At 44.2% G+C, this 22,574-nt stretch carries 22 protein-coding genes; 13 read left to right on the top strand and 9 right to left on the bottom strand.

Annotation, left to right across the window (positions count from 1 at the left end; all coding sequences use genetic code 11):
• The coding region (locus AC1DSE_RS05555) for an IS3 family transposase (RefSeq protein WP_477527478.1) at positions 1–205 on the top strand (205 nt) is incomplete at its 5' end.
• Positions 206–284: 79 nt separating this feature from the next.
• Here the strand turns inward: AC1DSE_RS05555 and hflX are convergent.
• From hflX to AC1DSE_RS05540, 3 genes are all read right to left on the bottom strand, one after another.
• Positions 285–1,550 (bottom strand): GTPase HflX, encoded by a 1,266-nt coding sequence (gene hflX / locus AC1DSE_RS05550; RefSeq protein WP_441881125.1) that lies wholly within the window; start codon positions 1,548–1,550, stop codon positions 285–287.
• Between the two features lie 431 nt (positions 1,551–1,981).
• Positions 1,982–4,939, bottom strand: a complete 2,958-nt coding sequence (locus AC1DSE_RS05545) for a DEAD/DEAH box helicase (protein ID WP_477510713.1) — start codon at positions 4,937–4,939, stop codon at positions 1,982–1,984.
• Positions 4,936–6,147: an SWIM zinc finger family protein gene (locus AC1DSE_RS05540; protein ID WP_477510714.1), complete on the bottom strand. Its 1,212-nt coding sequence runs from the start codon at positions 6,145–6,147 to the stop codon at positions 4,936–4,938. The genes AC1DSE_RS05545 and AC1DSE_RS05540 overlap by 4 nt, the downstream gene beginning before the upstream one ends.
• Before the next feature lie 193 nt (positions 6,148–6,340).
• Between AC1DSE_RS05540 and AC1DSE_RS05535 the strand changes: the two genes are divergently transcribed.
• The 9 genes from AC1DSE_RS05535 to AC1DSE_RS05495 all read left to right on the top strand — a co-directional run bounded on the left by AC1DSE_RS05535 (position 6,341) and on the right by AC1DSE_RS05495 (position 12,571).
• Positions 6,341–6,658 (top strand): thioredoxin family protein, encoded by a 318-nt coding sequence (locus AC1DSE_RS05535; protein WP_083682069.1) that lies wholly within the window; start codon positions 6,341–6,343, stop codon positions 6,656–6,658.
• A 145-nt stretch (positions 6,659–6,803) separates the two neighbouring features.
• Positions 6,804–7,034: a hypothetical protein gene (locus tag AC1DSE_RS05530; protein ID WP_053373130.1), complete on the top strand. Its 231-nt coding sequence runs from the start codon at positions 6,804–6,806 to the stop codon at positions 7,032–7,034.
• Positions 7,035–7,284: 250 nt separating this feature from the next.
• Positions 7,285–7,464, top strand: a complete 180-nt coding sequence (locus AC1DSE_RS05525; RefSeq protein ID WP_076268579.1) for a hypothetical protein — start codon at positions 7,285–7,287, stop codon at positions 7,462–7,464.
• A 200-nt stretch (positions 7,465–7,664) separates the two neighbouring features.
• On the top strand, positions 7,665–8,318 hold the full coding sequence (locus AC1DSE_RS05520; RefSeq protein ID WP_477510715.1) for a polysaccharide deacetylase family protein: 654 nt from the start codon (positions 7,665–7,667) through the stop codon (positions 8,316–8,318).
• Between the two features lie 193 nt (positions 8,319–8,511).
• Positions 8,512–8,901 carry a hypothetical protein gene (locus tag AC1DSE_RS05515; RefSeq protein WP_441881121.1) on the top strand — a complete coding sequence of 130 codons (390 nt, stop codon included), beginning with the start codon at positions 8,512–8,514 and terminating at the stop codon, positions 8,899–8,901.
• A 136-nt stretch (positions 8,902–9,037) separates the two neighbouring features.
• Positions 9,038–10,078: a serine hydrolase domain-containing protein gene (locus AC1DSE_RS05510; RefSeq protein WP_477510716.1), complete on the top strand. Its 1,041-nt coding sequence runs from the start codon at positions 9,038–9,040 to the stop codon at positions 10,076–10,078.
• Positions 10,079–10,132: 54 nt separating this feature from the next.
• Entirely contained in the window at positions 10,133–10,861 is a 729-nt protein-coding gene (locus tag AC1DSE_RS05505) for a metal-dependent hydrolase (RefSeq protein ID WP_477527477.1), read from the top strand.
• Entirely contained in the window at positions 10,845–11,405 is a 561-nt protein-coding gene (locus AC1DSE_RS05500) for a nucleotidyltransferase family protein (protein WP_477510718.1), read from the top strand. Before AC1DSE_RS05505 ends, AC1DSE_RS05500 begins: the two co-directional genes overlap by 17 nt.
• A gap of 179 nt (positions 11,406–11,584) precedes the next feature.
• Positions 11,585–12,571, top strand: a complete 987-nt coding sequence (locus tag AC1DSE_RS05495) for a cation diffusion facilitator family transporter (RefSeq protein ID WP_477510719.1) — start codon at positions 11,585–11,587, stop codon at positions 12,569–12,571.
• A gap of 135 nt (positions 12,572–12,706) precedes the next feature.
• Here AC1DSE_RS05495 and AC1DSE_RS05490 read toward each other — a convergent pair whose 3' ends face one another.
• The 6 genes from AC1DSE_RS05490 to AC1DSE_RS05465 all read right to left on the bottom strand — a co-directional run bounded on the left by AC1DSE_RS05490 (position 12,707) and on the right by AC1DSE_RS05465 (position 19,040).
• Positions 12,707–13,540, bottom strand: a complete 834-nt coding sequence (locus AC1DSE_RS05490; RefSeq protein WP_477510720.1) for a PIG-L deacetylase family protein — start codon at positions 13,538–13,540, stop codon at positions 12,707–12,709.
• Positions 13,541–13,576: 36 nt separating this feature from the next.
• Positions 13,577–14,422 (bottom strand): carbohydrate ABC transporter permease, encoded by an 846-nt coding sequence (locus AC1DSE_RS05485; protein WP_477527476.1) that lies wholly within the window; start codon positions 14,420–14,422, stop codon positions 13,577–13,579.
• A gap of 42 nt (positions 14,423–14,464) precedes the next feature.
• Positions 14,465–15,334 (bottom strand): carbohydrate ABC transporter permease, encoded by an 870-nt coding sequence (locus AC1DSE_RS05480; RefSeq protein ID WP_256710918.1) that lies wholly within the window; start codon positions 15,332–15,334, stop codon positions 14,465–14,467.
• A gap of 96 nt (positions 15,335–15,430) precedes the next feature.
• Entirely contained in the window at positions 15,431–16,705 is a 1,275-nt protein-coding gene (locus AC1DSE_RS05475; protein WP_441881113.1) for an ABC transporter substrate-binding protein, read from the bottom strand.
• A 129-nt stretch (positions 16,706–16,834) separates the two neighbouring features.
• Complete coding sequence (locus tag AC1DSE_RS05470; protein WP_441881112.1) at positions 16,835–18,061, bottom strand: ROK family protein; 1,227 nt, start codon at positions 18,059–18,061, stop codon at positions 16,835–16,837.
• 85 nt (positions 18,062–18,146) lie between these two features.
• Entirely contained in the window at positions 18,147–19,040 is an 894-nt protein-coding gene (locus tag AC1DSE_RS05465; protein WP_441881111.1) for a hypothetical protein, read from the bottom strand.
• A gap of 536 nt (positions 19,041–19,576) precedes the next feature.
• Between AC1DSE_RS05465 and AC1DSE_RS05460 the strand changes: the two genes are divergently transcribed.
• The 3 genes from AC1DSE_RS05460 (at position 19,577) to AC1DSE_RS05450 (ending at position 22,547) form a co-directional block, all read left to right on the top strand.
• Positions 19,577–20,521: an acetamidase/formamidase family protein gene (locus AC1DSE_RS05460; RefSeq protein ID WP_477527475.1), complete on the top strand. Its 945-nt coding sequence runs from the start codon at positions 19,577–19,579 to the stop codon at positions 20,519–20,521.
• A gap of 177 nt (positions 20,522–20,698) precedes the next feature.
• Positions 20,699–21,124 (top strand): MerR family transcriptional regulator, encoded by a 426-nt coding sequence (locus AC1DSE_RS05455; protein ID WP_339206240.1) that lies wholly within the window; start codon positions 20,699–20,701, stop codon positions 21,122–21,124.
• A 10-nt stretch (positions 21,125–21,134) separates the two neighbouring features.
• Positions 21,135–22,547 carry an MDR family MFS transporter gene (locus AC1DSE_RS05450; RefSeq protein WP_477510723.1) on the top strand — a complete coding sequence of 471 codons (1,413 nt, stop codon included), beginning with the start codon at positions 21,135–21,137 and terminating at the stop codon, positions 22,545–22,547.
• Positions 22,548–22,574 lie beyond the last annotated feature (27 nt).

The raw sequence follows: 22,574 nt of genomic DNA, 5'->3' as shown, positions 1-22,574 counted from the left end.
TCGCGTAGGGAGATGCATTGATAACAGTCCCATAGAATCCTTCTGGGGAACCCTGAAGTGCGAAAAATATTATTTGCATACATACCGAACTTTTGATGAGCTTGAACGGGACATTGAAGCCTACATTCACTTTTACAATTACGAACGATTACAGGCGAAACTAAACGGCCTCAGTCCAATGGAGTTTAGGACTAAGGCCGTTTAACAGGTTTTATTATTTGTAATGTCWACTTGACGGGGTGCAGTTCAAAGGTTATTATCCTTTTGGACAGCCTCCTTTTTTCTTAAAGCACTGTTACTTCATTACGGTACCTTTCAAAATCGGATACCCGGCATTCCAGCTTCATCCGAGTGCCTTCTGCTTCGTAGTCCGTTGCATGCACATGCGCATGCTCGTTAAAGTAAGCAACCAAGCGCCCTTGGTTGAACGGAATCAACAGCTCGCATTCCATATAGTCGTCGAAGACATGATCGCGAATAAGCTGAATTAGCTCATTTAGTCCAATATTCTTTTTGGCGGATAGGTAGACGTTGTTATCACGTACTTCCGGATATGGATGCTCCGTCAGATCACATTTATTGTATGCATAAATCGTTGGGAGATTGTAAGCCCCCAGCTCCTTTAACGTCTCATTCGTAACCGCAACAAGCTGCTCATAATCGTCATGGGCGTAGTCGACGACATGTACGAGCAAATCAGCTTCAGTTACTTCCTCTAAAGTTGAGCGGAAGGCCTTCACCAGGTGATGGGGAAGCTGGCTTACGAAGCCGACCGTATCTGTGAGCAAGAATGATTTGTTGTCAGGCAAATCAATACTGCGAACTGAGGTCTCCAGCGTTGCAAAAAGCATATCCTTGGCAAATACCTGTTTGGTTGTCTCTGGATTGTATTTCTCAAGCAAAGCATTCATCAAGCTGGATTTCCCCGTATTCGTATAACCGACGAGACAGACGACAGGCACTTCGTTCTTCTGCCGCTGCTTCCGCTGAATTTGACGGCGGGCTACCAGCTTCTCAAGCTCGGCTTGCAAAGCAGTGATCCGCTCTTCGATACGTCTGCGATCCAGCTCCAGCTTCGTTTCACCGGCGCCTCTGTTCTTGAGACCAGCTCCGCCGCCTTGCCGCCCCAAGGATGCGCGAAGTCCGACAAGCCTAGGAAGCATATATTGAAGCCGAGCGACTTCGACTTGCAGCTGGGCTTCTCTTGTTTTGGCGCGCTCCGCAAAAATATCCAGAATGAGAATCGTTCGGTCAATGACCGTCCGCTCCAAAGCGGCTTCCAAATTACGAATTTGAGAGTGGGAGAGCTCATCATTAAAAATAACGACATGCGCGTCATGCGCTTCGAGCAGGGCAAGCAGCTCTTGGATCTTTCCAGTCCCAATGTAGTGAGACGGGTTAATGCGTGCTGCCTTTTGGCTTAGCTCATCAACGACCTCGATATAACAAGCGGAAGCTAGATTGCGAAGCTCCTCCATGGAGTATTCAAAGTCGGTTTGATTTTGAAGCTGAACTCCGACGATAATCGCCTTTTGTTTTGGTTGTTCCATTATTCATCATCCTTTTAACGGTTATTTAAAAAATAAAAAACACAGGCAGCTCTGCCTGTGTTCACCGTTATAGGTAAGCGGGTATCAGTAAAAATATCCATAAGGAATCCAATATTCCTTATCAATATGGATTGATGGCCTTCCATATACGCTGAAATAAACGTATGGAAATTCCGCTCTAAAGGCGAATACGCGAGTCGGGATGCTCCCTATAATAGTCGACGTATTCTGTTTATATGGGTTACCTTCAAAATGGACAGACCTATCCTGAGTCCCCTGCACACAGGCAGAGCTTTGGCGCTATTCAATTAGCAGCTGCGCAAAGACCTAACTCGGATATAGTCTATCACACGTAACCCTCCGTTCATTTAAATTAGCATCAGTGTAGCACAAAGGGCTATTTCACGGCAAGTCAAAAGGAAAAGAGTCCCTTATGAATCGCTCCAATCCTGACGCAAAGTGAAGAGCTCCTTCAGCTCATCAGTTGATAGCTCCGTGATCCAGCCCTCTGAACTGGAGATGACATTTTCACTGAGCTGCTGCTTATTTTCGAGCATCTCATCGATGCGTTCCTCCAGCGTGCCAAGCGAGATGAATTTATGAACCTGAACGTCGCGAGTTTGGCCCATGCGGTACGCGCGGTCGGTTGCTTGGTTCTCCACAGCAGGATTCCACCAACGGTCGAAATGGAATACATGGTTAGCAGCGGTCAGGTTTAGCCCAACTCCGCCAGCCTTAATCGACAGAATGAACACATTAGGCTGCTCTTCCGGCGGCAATTGTTGCGACTGGAACCGCTCAATCATGCGGTCACGCGCCAGCTTGGAGGTGCTGCCATTCAAATATAATATCGGCTCCTGCAGCTCCTGCTGCAGCACGCTTTGAAGCATTTCCCCCATACCGAGGTATTGCGTGAAAATAAGGCAGCGTTCGCCTTCGTCTCGCAGTTCTCTCACCATGGCGAGCAGCCGCTCAAGCTTAGCCGATCGGCTTATGATCCGCTCTGTATCCATTTGCTCGCCAGCGGGCGCAGAGCTGTCCACCAAAGGTTCTTTCGTTAGCAGCATCGGATGGTCGCATAGCTGCTTCAGCTGCATAATGGACGATAAAATGGTGCCTTTACGTTCGATGCCTTCAAGCTTTTGCATGCGATCCATAAGCTGATTAACGGTTTGATTATAAAGCGCGCCTTGCTCGGCTGTGAGATGAATATACGTTTTCATTTCATTTTTGTCCGGCAAATCAAGCTGGATCGCGGGGTCCTTCTTCTTGCGCCGCAGCATGAATGGCTTAACGAGCTTTTGCAAATCTGCGGTGCGCTGAACATTGCGTTCCTTTTCAATAGGATTGCTGAAGCGCTGCTGAAAACCGTGTGCGCTCCCCAGAAACCCCGGATTCATGAAATCATAGATGGACCACAGCTCCGATAAACGATTCTCGATCGGCGTGCCCGTCAAAGCGATACGATGCTTCGCAGTAAAGCTGCGAACGGCTGCGGATTGTTTCGTTTGAGCGTTCTTTATATTTTGTGCCTCATCCAAGCAAATCGCTGCAAAAGTAATATCCTTCAGCATGTCCTGATCAAGAGTAGCGGTTGCGAATGAAGTTAGTATGACATCGGCGTTTCGCATTTCCTCAAGGAAATGTTCTCCTACGAGGCGTTTGCTTCCGTAATGAAGCATAACGCGCAGCGAGGGTGCAAAGCGGCTAATCTCCTTCTGCCAGTTGCCCAGAACAGAGGTTGGGCAGATGATGAGCGATGGCATTTGTTGCTCCGACTCTGCTGTGCTCTCTTTGAGATTGAGCAAATAGGCGATAAGCTGAACCGTTTTGCCAAGACCCATGTCATCGGCCAAGCATGCGCCAAGTCCGAATCGACGTAAGAAGGACAACCAAGCGTAGCCTTCCTGCTGATAAGGTCGAAGCTCGGCACGCAGCCCGGCAGGAACAGCAAGCATAGGCCACTCGGTTCGTTGGTTTAGCTGGCTGACCAGCGTCAGCAAATGCTCGTTCAGCTCAACTTCCAGCTGAATACGATGCTCTTGCTCTGCTTCGTTTTCCTGCTCAGGCTGATCATCCCCTTGCTCGTTGCCGCTTCCCAGAAGATGCAGCTGAAGAACATCTTGAAACGATAAACCTTCGGCGCGGTCAATGCCCGACATCGCTTTGCGAATTTGCGCGAGCAAGGCGGGATCAAGCGATACCCACTGTCCTCGGAAGCGAACAAGCCGCTCATTCCGGGCAACAAGCTCATTAAACTCGGATTCAGTCAGGTCGGTGTCTCCAATGGCAATGCGCCAATCGAATTCGATTAGTGTATCCAGTCCAAATAAAGATTCACCAGAGCCCTCTTCTCGTTTGCTTGTGCTGACCTTAGCGCGAAGGCGTGGTTTCTTACGGCTGGCGGTTTCCCACCAAGCGGGAAGCAGTACCTGCCAGCCCGCGTCTAATAAACGGGGGCTATCTACGGCAAGGAACCGCCAAGCGGCATCATTTTTCAAGGGGACGTTTAAAATATCGTCGTGCTTGCCCGCAAGCAGGTTTGTTGGCAGGCAAGCACGCAGACGCTCCAGCCAGCCTGAGGAACGCTCACGAATAGAAGGAGACCAAGAAGCAGGCCACGAGCCGTAAGCTTCGCCTGTATCAGACAATTTAACGGGTACAATAACCGCCTGATCGAGCTTGTCCTGCAAAATAAGCTTGAGCTGCCACGGGTCATACACATCAACGGGCTCGATAAGCTGAAGCATTGGCCGAAATGGAGCTTGATCGGCTTTCCAGCCAATGGCGATCAGCCATGCCTGTGCATCCAGTCCGGCGGTTATGCCATCCTTGGCAAAGAGGAGCGGGTATTCCCTGCGCAAATCAGCAGCAGTCGTTTCTGTGCCATAATAAGCGTCAAATACAGCAGCAGAAAAAGCTGCAAGCAATCCCGTCTTAAAGCTATCGTCTGTTTGAGTTTTTCTGATCATGCTCTGAATTTGTTCGTTTATTGCAGCATTATCCCAGCTCCATTGGAGCTTTCCTGAACGGAAGGCCGAGAAGCTTGGTATAAAACGATGTGCAGTTATTTCAGCTGCTAACAAGGGGGCGAGCGTAACAAGCATTCCGGCTTTCTCTTCCCATATCCATTCCACATGCTCAAGCACCGTGTTTTCCGCAAAAAAAGGAATAACCTGCTCGGCTGGAAGCAAAACAAGCTCTAGTCCTTCAACCTGCTGTACTTCGAGTTCTGTGCCATAAAAGGAAGGCGTATGCCAGGCGAACAAGCTATGCTTCAAGCTGACGCCGGGCAGGAAGTCGCTCATGCCGCTCATTCCGTATAGGAGAGCATCACCATGTGTCGTTAAACTAGCGTATACCGTAATTGTTTTTGTAAACTTGCTCATGGTATAAGTTTTCCTTTCCGAAGCTCTTCCTGAAGCGCACGAAGGCGGCTATGGCTAGAAGCGAACGCTGCAATAAACGTTTCCCAGCGCTCCTCGTCTTTCCTTTTCTTGTACAGCTTAGCCAGCCGTTTGAGCAGCTTCACAGCAGTTTTGTAGCCAGGCCTATTTTTGAGCAGCACATATCTTTCCACAGCCTGATGATAAAAGGGCAGCAGCAGCTCCGGCGCATGTTTCTCAATAGGGGCGAACACTCCAACGCGATAGTCAAGCGGCTCGGTTCCCGTGCTGAGCTGATAATCGATCCATTGCTGCCATTTGGCATGATGGAGCAGTTTTCCTTCGTAAATAGAACTAGCGTAGGGAAGCGATTGAATGAGAGGCGCCCACATCAGCTGCTCCGCATCTGGAATATGTTCAATTACCCCGTCCCAGTAGCTATAAAAGATTTCTAAGGCGTTAATTCGACTTTTCTCTACATACGGCTTCGTTTCCACTAACCAATTCGATAACCGCTGCCATTGCTCTTTTTCAGACATCATGGTTAAGACATGGAATAAGTCACTTGGACGAAGCTCGTTACCGCTGCTTATTTCATTTAGTTTGCTCCACGACTCTTCGTCGCGTTGTAAGAAGAAGTACATCCACACCTCGGCAAGCAGCAAAGGGTAGCGGGAGAGCGCTGAGCCGGGCTTTGAAGGTGCGGCATTCAATTGCTGCAGCTCTTCTAGATACAGGCTCATATCGTTCTGGTTAGGGATAATCCAGTATTGCAATAACCAAAAATAAGGATCGGAGAAATACGTCTTTGATCCTGATTCCGCCAGCATGAGCCTGCGTAAAAAGGATAATGTTTCTTCTAGGCACTGCCAATAGTCGGGTCCTTCGGCAGGATCGGATTTTTTTTGCATGAGCTCAGCAATAGCAAGCTGTACATCTGAAATAGCAGCATGTGTATGGAAGCCGATAAAGGAGCCGGAATGTCCCTTTTGATCGGGAATAAGATTAAGCAGCAGCATCAGAATATGAAGATGAGCATGCAGCTCGAATAGATTATTTTGTGCAGAAGAAAGCTTGGGCTTTATCTGATTAATAGCTGTAATTGCACTGTGTACATATGCGGCATTTCGAGTAAGGTCAGACAGAGACTCGGTACGAGATTTAAACAGTGCGTGCCACTCTGCGACGTTCATTTGTTCAATTGGTTTCATGACGAAGTGGTCTCCCTAACGAATAAAATCATTTTACGAATCAGCTAATTATACCATTTATTTCGCTTATGGCTTGGAGTATAAAGTGCATGCACGCTTCAGTTGGTCTTTCCTAAAGCACCAAAACATTTTACAATATAAATACGGCAACAAATGAACGACTGTCTTTATCGGCAGAAAGGAAAGATGACAGATGGCAATTCAAGAAATTCAAGAAGAAGACTGGCTAAAGCTTAATCGGATAGGGAATGGTAAGGATGCGCTGCTTTTTTCATCACCGTTTTGCGGAACCTGTAAGGTCGCCGAGCGAATGCTGGAAATTGTGGAAGCGGCTGAGGTTCCAACGACCTTGTATAAAATAAATATAAATTACGCCCCCCAGCTGCGAAATGCTTGGAAAATTACGAGTGTGCCTTGCCTTGTTTTATTGAAGAACGGAGAGCCTTATCAGTTTGAATATGCGATGCGTTCAGTTGATTATTTGTATAAACTTATGAAGAACATGGATTAACGGGGATGATTTCTCCGTAGAACGGCCGAAATATATTTTTATTTACTATAAAATTTTTATCAGGCGAAGATTATAGTGCTGTTCGTGTTATAATTGAGAGGTGCAGTCAATAAAGACCATTGACTATGATAAAGGAGTCGGAAATATGCAGGTAGTATTTGAAGACTGGGATCAAAAAGTAAAAAAAACATTTAACGCAACGAGCAAGCAGGTTGTATTAACCGTTACCGAGGCCGGTGACCTGTTAGGCCTGACTAAGGACCAGATGAAGGTTTATGTGCTTAAGCATAACCTCACTAAGGTTGCGATTAATCGCAGCGTACACAGATATCTATTACTGAAAAGCGAAATAGATGAGATCCTAGGTAAAGCCTAATAATTGCGATAAACCACAGCCAAATATGGGCTGTGGTTTTTTGTTGTGTTTACATCCCATCTGAGGAGGTGTGGACGTTATATGGAGGATATGGCAGGATGTTTTCGAATGACTGCTGCTCGTTTCCGCTCAGTCCGCCTTAGTCAGCATTATTAGAAATAACGCCACTGGTTGCTGTTTTTCAATAGGAGTCGTATTCGTTATACTTAAAACGACCGATTGGAAAACATTATCTGGAGGGTGATTTTACTTGACTTATATGGACATGTTAGGACGTCGGAGCATCATTTTGAAGCGGAATATCGGCAATTTAATTATTAAAGACAACAAGCAGGGACTCAGCACGCAGGAAAGTCATTTTTACCAAAGCATGCTCAAGGAATGGCATCAAAATGCCAATGAATTGAATTCAGCTAGAAAACATTCGTAGTTGATAGGTAATTATTGAAATTACATTACTCACAAAAAGAGCCGGGTGTCATTCTGACATTCGGTTTGCTGTGTGTAATTTTTGTATATAGCTACAAATGAAGTTCTTTTAGGAATGAAGAGTAAAGGAAAAGGAATGCTTATGGTATACTACATAGATGATAAAGGTTGGCAGCAATAATTAAACGGGGGTTTCTTGCTATGTTGGCGGTTGAAAAAGCAGTGTACCTCACGATAGATGAAGGTCCTGCTGAAGATTTTATGCAAAAGGTCAATTTTCTGAACGCAAAAGAGATTCGGGCGATTTGGTTTTGTATGGGCGAAGCATTGGAAAGCTGTTCTGAGGAAGCGATAGCTGCGATTAAAGCAGGCCATATCATTGGGAATCGCGGTTATGATCATGCAGATTTCTCTGTTATCGGCTTACAAGACGTAAGAGGGCAGATCGAGCGAACCGACCGTATTATAGATGAGCTGTACAATAAAGCAGAAACGATCAGGCCTTCCAAGCTGTTTCGTTTTCCATTTATGCAGCATTTGTTAGACGAAATGAAGGATGATCATTTCGAAGGTATTCAGCGTGTACTGGATGAGCTGGGCTATCAGCAGCCGTCCTTCGAGAATGGCAGCCCAAAAAACGGACTGCATGTGGATTGTACTTGGGATACGTTCGATTTTGAGCCGGCAGACGTTATGGACCAACATCATGATTTACAAGCAACAAGCGGACAAATTATTATGATACACGACTGGATCTCGGTTGCTCCTTTTCAAGCATTAATGGATAAGCTGCTTGCAAAAAATGTAGTTTTTCAGCTTCCTAAGGAAACGACTCTTCAAACCGCAGCCATTTAGCAAGCAAATCGCATGATCAAAAAGGAGTACAGCTCGTCTCTATGAATTCATAGCAGCGGCGAACGGTACTCCTTTTTTGCTGCGAGCAGTTATTGCTGAATTCATGCTGGGCAAACCAGAATGAACGAAACAAAGTAAGCGCTTCATGCGTTTAAGTAAAAAAGAACATTTATTCAAGAGGGGGCAATGGTTGATGCACTGGATTCCCGCTGACAGAAGCGGCAGGTGGTGGCTACTAGCTGGAGCATCCACCTTGCTTGTTAGCCTGTTATTATGGTTGATTCGTTTTGTTATATTAGGCCAGCCTTTCACAGGCATGCACGCTTTCCGATTTATGCTGCTCGCAGCCATATTATCTTTTTTATTCGGTTTTATCGGCTGGCTTGGAGCGAGAAAGCTATGGCTGTTCTCCAATCTTGGGATGCTAATTGGTCTTATACTGATGGCTATGTATTCCAAAGGTTTGACTGGATGGGAGGACCTAATTAGTTTCCTCGTATTTTTAGAAGCAGTAGCAGGAGGTTTTATGGCAGGGCTGATTGTTGAGGGTGTTTATTTCTTTAGACGGATATCGAAGAAATAATAGGCTGCCATAAAAATGTTGCAACTGGCTGTTGCTTTTTCCCGTCATACAGAGTGAAATGGAATAATGAGGTAAAAATTATTCTAATTTGTTTGGTGACGGAGCTGATCTTATGTGCCAAGAGGCAATGATAAGTTTGGAAATAGAAGAAAAAATGAAGTTGAATGGTATACCGGGATTAGGAATTGCCGTTCTTCAGCATGGACAAATGGTGTGGCAAGGAAGCTATGGCGTACTTGAAGCGAGCATGCAGCAGAAGGTGACAGAGGAAACTTTGTTTCCTGCCTGCTCCATTAGCAAGATGGTAACAGCTATTGGTGTACTTCGTTTAGTCCAAGAGGGCGTGCTTAGCTTGGAGGAGGATGTTAATCGTTACTTAGTTTCCTGGCAGGTGCCTGAAAACCAGTTCACTCAGCAGAGGAAAGTAACGCTGCGCAGTTTGCTGGCACATCAATCGGGAATTGTGGATGCACGGGGGAGCTATGAACCTTATCAGAAGCAAGACCCTTCCCCTACGCCAAAAGAGCTTCTCTTAGGAGCAACGAAATATCATTCCAAACCAGTCGAGGTTGCTCACCTGCCAGAGAGTCGATTCTCTTACTCGGATGCAGGTTATTCTGTGTTGGAGCAAATCCTTGAGGATGTGTCAGGAGAAGCCTTTTCTGCTGCTATGGTGCGGCTTGTTATGAAGCCGCTTGGCTTAAAACGTACTATTTTCTGGGATGGTATTGCAAACGATCCACTGAACACATCCATGGGTCATGATAAATGGGGACAGGTAGTTGAAGGGAAGAGAGCGTACTATCCCAATTTATCGGGAGCAGGCTTATGGACAACGCCTTCTGAATTGATAGTAATGGCAAGCGAGGTCGTGAAGGCTTGGAATGGCGATCCTAATGGTATTTTGCGGCCAGCGATGGCTAGAATAATGCTTACGGGTTATGCGAGCGACAAAGGTGCAGGCTTAGGCGTATTTCTTCCTGATGCTGGAGAGCAGCTCTGCTTCGTTTCTCAAGGCTGGGGAGTTGGTTCTCAAAGCAAGCTGGTTGGATACCCGCGCCAAGAAAGCGGTATTGCAGTAATGATGAATGCAGAGCCAGGTAAACCTCAAAACGAGTCGTTGGTCGGTGAGGTCATTCGGGAGTTGTGCAAGCATTATGAACTGCCGATAGTGTAGGCTGCTTCTTCGAGAATCATATATCAAATTTTATAATTTGATTGAAAGGTGAATATGGAGAATATTTCAGGTCATATCATACACGTCTTTTTACATTTTGTTGTAGGCGCCAGCTTGGCCTATTTATTTTGCGGGAAAGCGGCTGCATCCACTGCGAATCGCAAGGTTCTCTTGATTTTCGGCGGTGCAGCTGCTATTTCTCCTGATATTTCGAAGCTTTACGGAGACCTGCTTGGCCACTCCATTTGGCTCGTACCTGTGATTGGTTTGTTTTTTGCTGCATGTTATCATGCATTCCAGAAGAAAATTTCGTTTAAGAAGGCTTGGCTGATATTATCTATCTGTGTTTTTAGCCATTTATTTATAKATTTCATCGGCAATGGCGTAGCTCCCTTTTATCCCTTTATTAAAACGGAGTCTGATTTCTTTATTGTAAATAGAAACGACGCTGTTCTTTTAATTACGCTGACCACTGCTCTCATTATCGGGGCATCTACTCGGAGAAGAAGGCGTATTTTTTTATCAGGACTAATCCTTGTTGCTTTGTACCTTGGAGGGTTGTCGTTCTCGAAGCTGCAGTTGCAGCATGCATTAGAAAAAAAGTATAAGAACGAAAACGTCTATGTCATGCTCACCTTTCCGAGAGAGGGCTTTAAGTGGTCATTCATGGTGAGGACGGATGAAACAAGTGTCGACGGCTATTCGCCTATAGCAGGCTTGGACATACATATTGAACAAGAAATGAACAAATCAGGAGAGTGGATCAATGTTGATAAACAGTGAAGAGGATATTATACAGCTTGTATATAGAGATGAGTGGATGATGAACATCTTACGAGAGGTTAGCACGCTCCAGCTTCCAGATTGGTGGGTATGTGCAGGTTTCGTTCGCAGCAAAATTTGGGATACCCTTCACGGATTTACGGAACGAACGCCGCTGGCCGATGTTGATGTCGTTTATTTCGATCCTTCCAACATAGATGAGCAGATAGAGAAACAACTGGAAAACACATTAAATCAGATGAACCCTCATGTACCTTGGTCCGTTAAGAACCAAGCCCGAATGCATGTAATCAATAACAATCCTCCGTATTCCAGCTCCACAGATGCCATTTCCAAATTTCCAGAGACCGTAACCGCTCTAGGTTTGAAAATAGATCAGCATGACAAACTCGTGTTAACTTCTCCTTGTGGGATAGAAGATGTTCTAGAAATGATTGTTAGACCATCACCTTTTCACTTGGAATACGAGGATCGAATCGCCATTTATGAGAAGCGGCTTGAGCAAAAAAGATTTCAAGAGCGCTGGCCTAAAGTACGCCAATGAAAGCACGGTATTATTTTAAGGACATCGATAACGCAAGAAGAAAGTTGTCTCTGACATAATAAAAAGCTTTTTTCCGTTTATCCTATTGCCTGTGTGGGTAAGCATAAAATAGCAGTGCTGGGATTGAAAGCAGGCAATAGTGGAATGGTAATGGTAAATAAAATGTTGCGGGGGAGAAAATGGAGCCTAAAGCAGAACGTCAGAGTTTTATGCAGCTTATAAAGAAAGGGAATAAATCTTCCGCTGTAGCGATGATCGGCAATGCGTTTATCGCCGCCATAAAAGGGTTCGCAGCGGCCTTCAGCGGCAGCGGCGCGATGTTTGCTTCCGCCATGCATTCATTGGCAGATGCGATAAACCAAGGGTTTGTTTTCGCCGGAAGCATTCTTGCCGAGAAAAAGCCGACGCCAAGATTTCCAACTGGCTTTGGGCGTGTCATCAATATTTTTTGTATGATTGCCGTTATCGTCGTTACCATTATGGCTTATGAAACGATTCGTGAAGGCTGGCATCTCATTTTGCATCCAGTTGCAAGTGAAGGTTTTTGGTTAAACATTGGGGTTCTGGTTGTTAATTTAGTTATTGACGGGCTTATATTAGTCAAAGCCATGAAGGAAATCTTACACGAAGCGGGAGCAGAAGGGAAAGGACTCGGTATTTTCTCAGCTGCCTTCAAAAATGTAGGGCGTTCTGCTCCTGCTACACGATTAGTTTTCTATGAGGATCTTGTTGCCGTTTCGGGAGCTGCCTTGGCGATGATCGCGGTCATCATTGCTGCATTTACCTCGTTTAAAACGGTTGATGGCGTTGCAACCTTGTTGATTGGTCTGTTAATGGTTGGTGTTGCTTATCGTGTCGGCTACGACAATATGATCGGACTCATTGGTGTTTCTGCCCCTAAGGAAGTAGCAGACAAGGTGTCCCGTATTATTTTTTCCGAACAGAGCGTAACTGATATTTATCAAATGCGCATTCTACAAGAAGGCCGCTATTACCACGTTGAGGCGTACTTGGAGCTGCAGCCTGGTTTAACGCTTGCGGTTGCTGATGATATTAAGTTCCTCGTTCGCGCCAAGCTGCTTGAAGACAAGGATATTGCAGATGTGACGTTAGGGATTTTAGAGGATGACGGCAAAAGAAGCTGGAATCCAATTGAATCCAAATAGAAAAAATGCACCTCCAATGTTAGATGGTGTCTAACATTGGAGGTGCAGTTCATAGGATCTGGCTTTTGCTAATACGTGCATTGCAGCTGCCCTGCAACAACGATCCGTTCACGGAGTATATCAAGGTATTTCCTCTTATTGACTCAGCATGGGAAACAACTGCTTCAGCTCCGTATCACTCGGTCTTCTGCCATAATCTGCAATCTCGAATGGCTCTGCATACTTTGTTTTTTCTGACTTCCCATCTTCGTATAGTCGATCCAGCGTCGGAAGCATCTCCGATGAAACCTCAATAAAGCTGCTCCAATATTGCAAAATATAATCCTTCCTTGCATCCCACGTCTGTGGAACCTGATCTAGCAGATTACGCTGCCATGGCGCAAACTCATAGAATTGGGAAGCGTGCGCATCACAGCCAAGCAGCTTCTTCTCAATAACAGAACCAATATCGACGACCAGATCGGGTGAGTAAGCACCCCTCTTTCCGTAGTCCGGCATAAGCAAGAAAAGAGGGGATTGCTCTAAATATGGGGCATCTGGCACAGAATTAGGTACCTTCGCTATAAAATCCGCAGCATCTCTCACAATTCTTCCTGCATTGCGATTATCTACATGACCTGCACCTTCAGGATGGAAGGTAATGACGACATCGGCCTTCCAATTGCGAATTTGGCGAATAACTTCTTCTCTCACTTCAAAGCTATTCGTCAGATGGCCATCAGATATATTCAATATGCTATAGTCAAGAACACCCAATCGTCTAGCAGCCTCATAGGCCTCCTGCGTTCTTCTATCCACGAGCTCTTGTCCGCTAATTGAGTAGTGTCCGCAATCTCCATTGGTTAAGGAAACGAATTTAACTCGGTGTCCCATTTCTGCGAATAAAGCAGAGGTTCCTCCCGCATAAATTTCCGGTTCATCCGGATGTGCAGCAATGACAATTATATTTTTTTGTTGTTGTGTAGACATCTTTTTTCTCTCCTCCTGTATGGTAACCCAAAACCATTATCCCTTTACTGCACCTGCTGTCAGCCCTTTAATAACCGTTTCTTGTGAGAACATGTACAAAACAAGTAGTGGTACAATTGAAATCGTGATGGCTGCCATCATAGCGCCATAATCTGTACCATACGCATTCGATACGAGCGACAAGAGGACAGATATAGGCTGCATCTCTCTTATTGGCAGGTAGACGAGTGGTAACAAAAGCTCGTTGTATGACCAAAGAAAGACCATAATAGACACCGTTGCAAAAATAGGGAAGCAAAGCGGCAGCGTTATTTTATAATATATTTTCCAAATGGTTGCCCCATCCATGACCGCCGCTTCCTCTAGTTCTCCAGGCAAAGAAGCCATGAAGCCTGTTATCATTAGAATAGCAAAGCTCAAATTGCCAGCTACTTGTGGGAGAATAACGGATAAATAGGTTCCATTCAAACCCAGCTTCTCGATGATAACGAAATTCGGAATAATAACAGCGAACTGCGGCAGCAGCATACAAATAACAAATATAGACGTGAAATACCCTTTAAATGAAAATTGAAATCTCGCTAGTACAAAAGAAGCCAACCCGCCAAAAAGGGAAACACCTAATACAACGGATCCCGAAATGATCATACTGTTCATAAAGCCTTTAACGACGTTAATGTTGCCATATTCGTTCAACTTAAAAAAGTTAAATAAAGAGTAGCTTTGTGGGAGAGCGAATGATTGCGTTAAAATTTCTTCGGACGTTTTGAAGCTATTGAGCAGCACCCATAATAGCGGGATGATCGTTGTGCATGCCCATAAAATCAGGAGCGCATATACGCCGAACTTGACCGCACCAGGCTTTACTAGTCTATTAACCATCTAAAATATCACCTTCTCAATTGGGCTGTTTGTTGTCTATCATCAGTAGCTGACAGCCTCTTTTTTAACTAATTTATTTAACACAACGGTTATGACAATACCGAGTATCATCATCGCAATGACGATTGTGCTGGCATAACCTGCGTTTTGCCCATTGAATGCCTTCGTGTACATGTAAGTACTGAGCAGCTCACTGGAATTCAATGGACCACCCTTGGTCACGATATATACGACATCAAATACCTTCAATGCTCCAGCCGTGGCGAGCGTAAGACAAGAAGCAATGACATCTCGTAATAATGGAAGTGTAATATAGATGGATTTTCTTATTCCTGTAATACCGTCCAGCATAGCTGATTCATAAATATCCTCTGGAATCTTCGACATTCCGGTCAGGAATATAACAAAATAAAATCCAACATACTGCCATAGAATCGGTATGAGTACCAAATAGATCGCGCTTTTCTCCGTTAGCCATATTTGCTCAGACAGACCGAGCCCTCTCATAATGGCATTTAAGAGTCCATAGTCGTAGTTGTAAATGAGCGAGAACATGAGGCCAATCGCCGTACCTGAGATAACAATCGGAAAGAAAAAGACCGTTCTAAAAAATTTAAATCCTCGTTTGATGCTGTCGGTTAGCAGCGCAAGGACCAAACCTCCTCCAGCCTGCAGGAATACGGCACCGATCACCAATATAAACGTGTTTTTTAGCGCTATCCAAACAACGGGGTCATGAATGAGCTGGTTGTAATTGCCGAATCCTATGAACTTCTTCGTATTTGAGAAGTTATACCATTCGGTGAAGCTATAATAAACGGATTGTACGAGTGGATATAAAAGAAAGGTGAATAATAATAGCATCGTTGGCGCCAGGAAAAGCACAATGTATCTCTTGTCCCTGAATATCACAACTGAACGCCTCCTCTTCATAAGCAATAGCTTGGATTACATACTGCCATTTGCCCGGGAGCCGGCAATCCGATATCCCGGGGCTTGTTGAAACAACTACTTGTTTCTGTTGTTTAGTTTTGTGGCTTCATCTAGAATTTCCTCGGCTGTTTTTCTTCCTGCTGACACATAAGCAATACCTTTTAAGAACTCGGTATACGATTCCCTAGAAACGTAAGAATCGATTGGCATAACGAAATCCTTTGCCTCACTCACCATCTTGTTGCCGTCAATCAGAAGCTGTGCGGTGCTGCTGGATTGTTGTGTATCGACTGCATAAGTTCCGCCTATTGCTGCAAATTTGCCAGCCGTTTCAGGAGATGTCATGAATTTCACAAAAGCTAGAGCTGCATCATATTTAGCTTGATCGGTATTTTTCTTCATATACCAACCAGAACCAAATCCAGATACAATCATATTCTCGCCTTTACCACCCGGTACGAGTGGGAATGGTGTAATTTGAAAAGCAGGATTTGTACTCAGACCAGCAGCTGTCCATGAACCGTTGAACATCATTCCCGCTTTCCCGCCTGCAAATAAAGATTGCGCTTTTTCATCATCCAGCGTGAGTGCATCTTTAGGAAATGCTTTCTTATCATTCAACTCTTTGAAGATCGTAAGAGCTGGTGCCCATGATGGATCATAAGCCTTTTGTTGTCCCTCTGGCCCAACCTGTGAAAGAACCAAAGCCTCTTGCAGATATGGAGTTGTGAGCGATGTAGCGAATGGTACAATATTATTAGCTGCAAACGTATCTATCGCTTTTATAAAAGCATCATAGGTTGTTGGAGCTTCGAGTTGATACTGGTCGAATAACTCTTTATTCCAGAACAAGCCTTCATAGAAGCCGATATAGGGAAGAGAATAGAGTTTGCCTTCATACTTGACCTTCTCGATGATCCCGCTATTGAATTGCTTCGCCCAATCTGGATCTTTAGCAAATTCATCTTCCCAGGAAACAATTTCTTTCGATTCGGTTAGAATAGCTGTCTCGCTGCCATTGAAATAAAACATGACATCGGCTAGATTGCCAGTTGCTGCATCCGCTTTCACTTTCGTACGCAATGCTTCTTGATTGACCGGCGTTGACTCATCCGTAATTTTGATGCCCTTGTTTTCCTCTTGGAACTGTTTAATAGCTTCCGTCCAAGCTGGAACCCATGGATCAGATCCAGCGAATGATGTCGCTACCCGAAGCGTTATCTCTTTTGTTTTACTCTCGGATGCTCCATTCTCTTCTTGTTTGGATCCCCCGCATGCTGCCATCAATGCTGCAAATACTACGAAGATAAGTACTAGTGCTGTTGTCTTGCTTGCCACCTGTTTCCTCATTACTCAACTCTCCTTTTAAAATGAAATCATATATTGAAACTTGAACGCGTTCATTTAAAACGCCCAAGGAACAATCTAATTTATTATTGATTAATAAACTTAATTAACTAATTGAAGGGATAGGAGGCTTTAAGCCTCCTGCTCCTCCAGCAGTTCACTGAACATAGTCTCCAATCCAATGGCAATCCCGCCAATCAAAACAGCTTTCGTCTTGAGCGCCGTATCCACGATAGCCGTATTTCCTAGCCCTAAACGCCTAACTTCATCCCGTATTGTATCGGTGTAAGCCGAACCGAGGGTGACGAACCCACCACCCAATATAACGGTATCCAAATCAAGTAAAAATAGCATGTTTGCTACGAAGGCAGCCATAATCTTTGCACAGCGCTTCACATGTTTAACGCTAAGGGCATCTCCTTCTAATGTCGCCATTATAATGTGATTAAAATCGATCTTAGCAATGTCGCCATTCACAGCTTTAAGCAGTCTGCTTTCGCCCCCAGCCTCCAGCTCTGCTCTAACCGATCTGACCAAAGCTTCTATTGTAACCAGATCGCGCAACCGAGAGCTCTCAAATAACCCATCCTGTCGTTCCGTATTCTCTGCCTCTACGTTCACGATGTAATTTTCTATTTCACCTGCAAGATGAAATTTCCCCGGATACAACGATCCTCCAAGCACAATACCAAGACCCACACCCACGTCAACGCTTACAAACACAGCATTTGCGTGACCCTGTGCAGCTCCAAATTTTATTTCACCTAGAACAGCAGAATTGATATCCTTTTGTACCAGTACTCTAACACCGAATTTATTTAGAAGCGGTTCTCTGAAATTCACAGTGCCGAGTCGCTCCAGATACGATCCGCACTTTACGATACCTAAATCATTATCCACTTGACCTGGTATAGAGATAGATATAGCAAGCAATTGATTTACTAATACACTGCTCTTAACAAGAAGTTCATCAATCTTGCTTATTATTAGCTCCATTAACTGGTTGATGTCATATTGTTCAATATCGAATTTCACTTCTTGAATAATAATTGGATTTAGATTTGAAATGCCCACCGTAATACAAGGATTGCTTAGATCAACGGAGATGATATAGCCAAAGTTATCATTCAACCGCAAACGGCTTGCTTTTCTTCCCACACCTGTGAAGCCATCCTCTGTTTCCCTTAGAATGCCTAACTTAACCAATTGATCTGCGTTCGTGCAAACGCTAGGTACACTCAGCTTCAACAGCTTTGACAGCTCACTTCTTGTAGCGCTTTCATCTCTTCTAATCGCATCTATGATTAAATTTTGATTCATGATTCTTACATGTTTCTGCTTTGCTGATACTTTGGACAAACGACAACCTCTCTTCTAAAATTGATTAATAAATAAACTTAATTAAATAATAAGATTTGCCATTATGATTGTCAATAACTATTATTTACATATTCACAAACACGATGGCGAGCAAGCCAATGCCTATTCCGATGATGCCGCCACGAGACATTTTCTCTTTAAATAAAACAGCGGAGAGGATCGTTAGAAGCACAATCATACTTCCATTGACGAGCGGAAACAAATGAAGACCTGACATTCGTCCTGACAAATACGTTATTATCGCATTTCCAGTACCGGTTGATCCTGCTATGGCTACAATGTACAGTGTCAAAATACGAAGCTGTCGTACAGTAGGAATTGGCTTGCTTTGTCTTTGGAATCCCCCAGTGAAAAGAATACCGCAAAGTGAAAATAAGAACGCCGATCCAAATCCTACACACATAAAGGGAATCAGCTCATGCCCCTCAAGTAACGTCTGCTGCCATTTCATGATGATTGGCAAGGTACCATTTAAAATAAAGGCAAGAAGACAATAAACTAACCATTTCATTCCTGCTGCTTCGTGCCCTTTGCTTCCAAACACATTGATGAAATAGAAGGATAGGATAAAAAGAGCAATACCCATAAATTTCATGCCGGTCATCGGTTCATTCCAAAGTACAACACTTGCAACAACAGGCAGAAGAAGGCTTGCTGAGAAATAAAAAGCAGAGTAAGATAACGGTCCCGTATTCATAGCGCAGGAATAGAACAAAACAGTAAGTACAAAAACAAGCCCATAAAACACTCCAAGCACAAGCGTAGCGGTATGGATGCCATTCAAATCTGACATGAGCCATGATACAAAAAAGCCAATAGCAATTATCGCCGTATAAGCCGAACTCCGTTTGAAAAAGGAGGATAATCCCTCATTGTTATTYGTGCTTCTCATTTGTTTCAAAGCTAACGTCTGAATAATGAACATCAGAACAGCGCAAAAGGCCAACAATATATTCAATAGATTCCATCCTTTTTATTYATCTACCATAAACAATATCCAGTCTATGGCGGCCTTCTTCACTATCAACTAGTCACAGCCCACGAATGGGCATTTCATCATATTTATTAATAAAAATCTCAATAATCTAAGGAATGTATGAGGAACCGCCTCCAATAACCGCTATTTTTAAACTTTTTTTCTGCTCCGTCATGCTTTGGACTTCCTAAATGGTTGTAACACTAAAACATACACATCATTAATCTATATCTGTATTTTGGTTCACACTCCTATTCAAATCAAAAAGATATTGGCAAGCGCATGATCTTCATCCCGCTTAGCCTTACTTCTATTGTAAAATAAAAAAAATCGTTCTTCTTATGATAAAGAACGATTTTATAATACTATCTTACTGTATGTAGTCCATGGGGGAGGTTCCAACCGTTAGGACAAACAATGAGCTAAATTGAGATGGACTCACTTCATATAACTATTAATTTTCCAATTATGGTAATATAAATTTGAAAGGCAATTTAGCTTTTTTGGAGGGATCATTCATGACCGTTCACGAAATTGAATTGGCGCAAGGCTCCCTAATTGGCTCGTTTACAACAGAAGTGACTCCGCTGCTTACGATCGAATCAGGTGATTCCATTCGTTTTCAAACGCTGGATGCAGGTTGGGGTACGGGTACAAGCAATCAAGATAGATATAAACCTTTTTCAAGAAGACAGGATATCGATAGTGGGCATGCTTTAATTGGTCCCTTCTTTATCAAAGAAGCAAAAAAAGGAATGACCCTTGAGATTAGATTTAATGATATCATTCCAGGATCATACGGCTTTACAGCAGCAGGCCAATATCCAAATTGGCAAAATCAAAAGCTAAAGCTAACCGAATATAAAGAGATTTCCCTCGATTGGAAACTAGACAAGGAATGGATGAGGGGAACCTGTCTCATTAATGACAAATCGTTTACGGTAGAGCTACAACCCTTTATGGGCGTGATTGGGATGCCCCCGGATAGTCCAGGTATTCATTCCACTTTTCCTCCTCGCGCCTGCGGCGGCAATATCGATTGCAAGGAGCTTGTCAAAGGAAGCACATTATATTTGCCGATCTCTGTAGACGGAGGTTATTTATCCATAGGAGATGGCCACGCTCGTCAAGGCGATGGGGAGATTAGCTGTCAGGCGATTGAGTCTCCAATGGATATAGTTGACGTAACGATAACGGTGAAGGAAGACATCGATTTGACGAATCCTAGAGCGAATACGCCTTCAGGGTGGATTACGTTTGGTTTTCATGAAGACTTAAATGAAGCCACCGTCGAGGCGCTGGATGGGATGCTTGATCTTATGGGTGAATTATATGGTTTAAACCGAGTGGAAGCGATCGCACTTGGAAGCTCGGTTGTTGACTTAAAGATTACTCAAATTGTGAATGGCATTAAAGGCGTTCACGCTTGCTTGCCGCATGGCGTTTTCAAGTCATCGATATAACTGAGATCAAAAAACAGTCTGGAACATGTAGTTATGTTTCAGATTGTTTTTTTGCTTATGAACGGCAAGTTATTTGCAAAGCTTCTGCTCCATCACTATTGCTCTCTCAAAAGTTAACGTTGACGTTAACTGTCACTAGGAGTATGCTTATTGTAGAAAATTCGGAGGTGCTCGACATTGGATTTGCTAAAAATTGAAGAAGTAGCCAAGCGTACTGGATTAACGAAACGCGCCATTCGGTATTATGAGGATTTTGGCTTAATCTCTGCACCGGAGCGGACGCAAGGCGGTATTCGGTTATATTCAGAGGAAAATATAGAGAAAATCAACAAAATACTGCTCGTAAAAGAGGTGCTCGGCTTCTCGCTTGCAGAGCTTCAGCAGTATATGGAGTTTCAATCGCTCATTGAGCAGCAGAAAAGTGAATATCGTACGAGTGAGGATCGCGAAGCGCGAAAATTGAAGCTTTTCGAAATATCACAGGTGCTCCATAAGGAAAAAACGATGATCGACATGAAAATTAAACGTATGGAGCAGTTTAAAGAAGAACTTACCGAAACAGAGAAGCGGGTACAGAAAGCTTTAGATCAATTACAGGAATAGGAGCATGAATGTGGATACCTCGCAAAAAGCAGCTTCGTCATTTTGGACCATTATGATTGCCGTTTTTTTCGGCAACTTCATGGCCTCTTTGAGTACAACTACGATAAATGTGGCGTTGCCTATCTTTATGGATGATTTTCATGCCAGTTTAAACACGGTGCAATGGATGTTATCCGGTTTTATGATGGCAACAGGTATTATTGCTCCGATTATCGGTTTTATGGGTGATAAATGGAGCTACAAAAAATTATATGTGATCGCACTAGCCGGTTTTACTATAACGTCTGCGCTTTGTACCTTCGCCTGGAGTATTGAATCTCTTATTGCGTTTCGGATTTTGCAAGGATTCTTCAGCGGAATTATTATGCCCACAACGATGACAATCATTTACCAGACCATTGAGAAATCAAAACAGGCTGTTGCCGTCAGCTTCTGGAGCGTATCAGCGATGCTTGCTCCTGCGCTTGGGCCGACGATAGGCGGATGGCTTGCTGAAATTTACGGCTGGAAATCATTATTTCTAATGAACATTCCGATTGGCATTATTGCTGTGCTTATTGCCGCGAAGTACATTCCTAATTATCGATTAAGCACCGGGATTAAGCTGGATTGGATCGGGTTTGGCGCAGTTCTCATCGGAACAAGCGCATTGCTGGTCGCATTTAGCGAGGCGCATAATTGGGGCTGGGCGGGCTGGCAAACACTCGGAATGATCGCTGCTGGTTTAGTCGTGCTTGCTTATTTTGTGGTAAGGACTCTGCGAGTAAGCAATCCTTTATTAAATCTGCGAGTACTGAAGATACCGAGGTTTACTTACGGAGTCATTCTAAACTGCTGTATAACGATTTCCTTATATGCAGGCACGTTACTCGTTCCGATCTTCATGCAAAATATTAAAGGGGAGTCGAGCTTTACTACCGGGATGGTTATGCTTCCAGGTACACTTGCGATGGTATTAATCTCGCTTGCAGTAGGCAGGCTTTATGGCAAAATAGGACCATCGAGGCTAATCTTCATCGGTTTGCTGCTAATGGGATTAGCCACATGGGAGCTTAGCCATGCGAATGTGGCGACAAGCGCGGCATTTATTACGGTATGGGTGGCTATTCGTTATATGGGGATTGGCTTCAGCAACATGCCCGTGACGAACGCTGCGATGTCTGCCGTACCAAGCGTCAATTCAGGTCATGCCTCTGCGGTGATGAACTGGATCAGGCAGGGGACATCAGCGTTATCGATTAGTTTGTTCAGCACGATCCTCTCTGCGCAGACGATTGCTCATTTGGAGGACGGAGTATCGTCCAAAACCATTGCGCTGTCGCTTAGCGTTCAGGATGTTTTCCATCTGGGGACGATTATTATTATCTGCTCTATCCCACTTACGCTATTGCTGCGGAAACGAAAGGCAGCTGCAGTACAATAAGAAAGAGCGCCGATTGCGGCGCTCTTT

The sequence above is a fragment of the Paenibacillus sp. 01L418 genome (assembly GCF_056400045.1).
The sequence above is the reverse complement of the archived record's forward strand: the minus strand, read 5'-3'. Positions and strand labels throughout refer to the sequence as shown.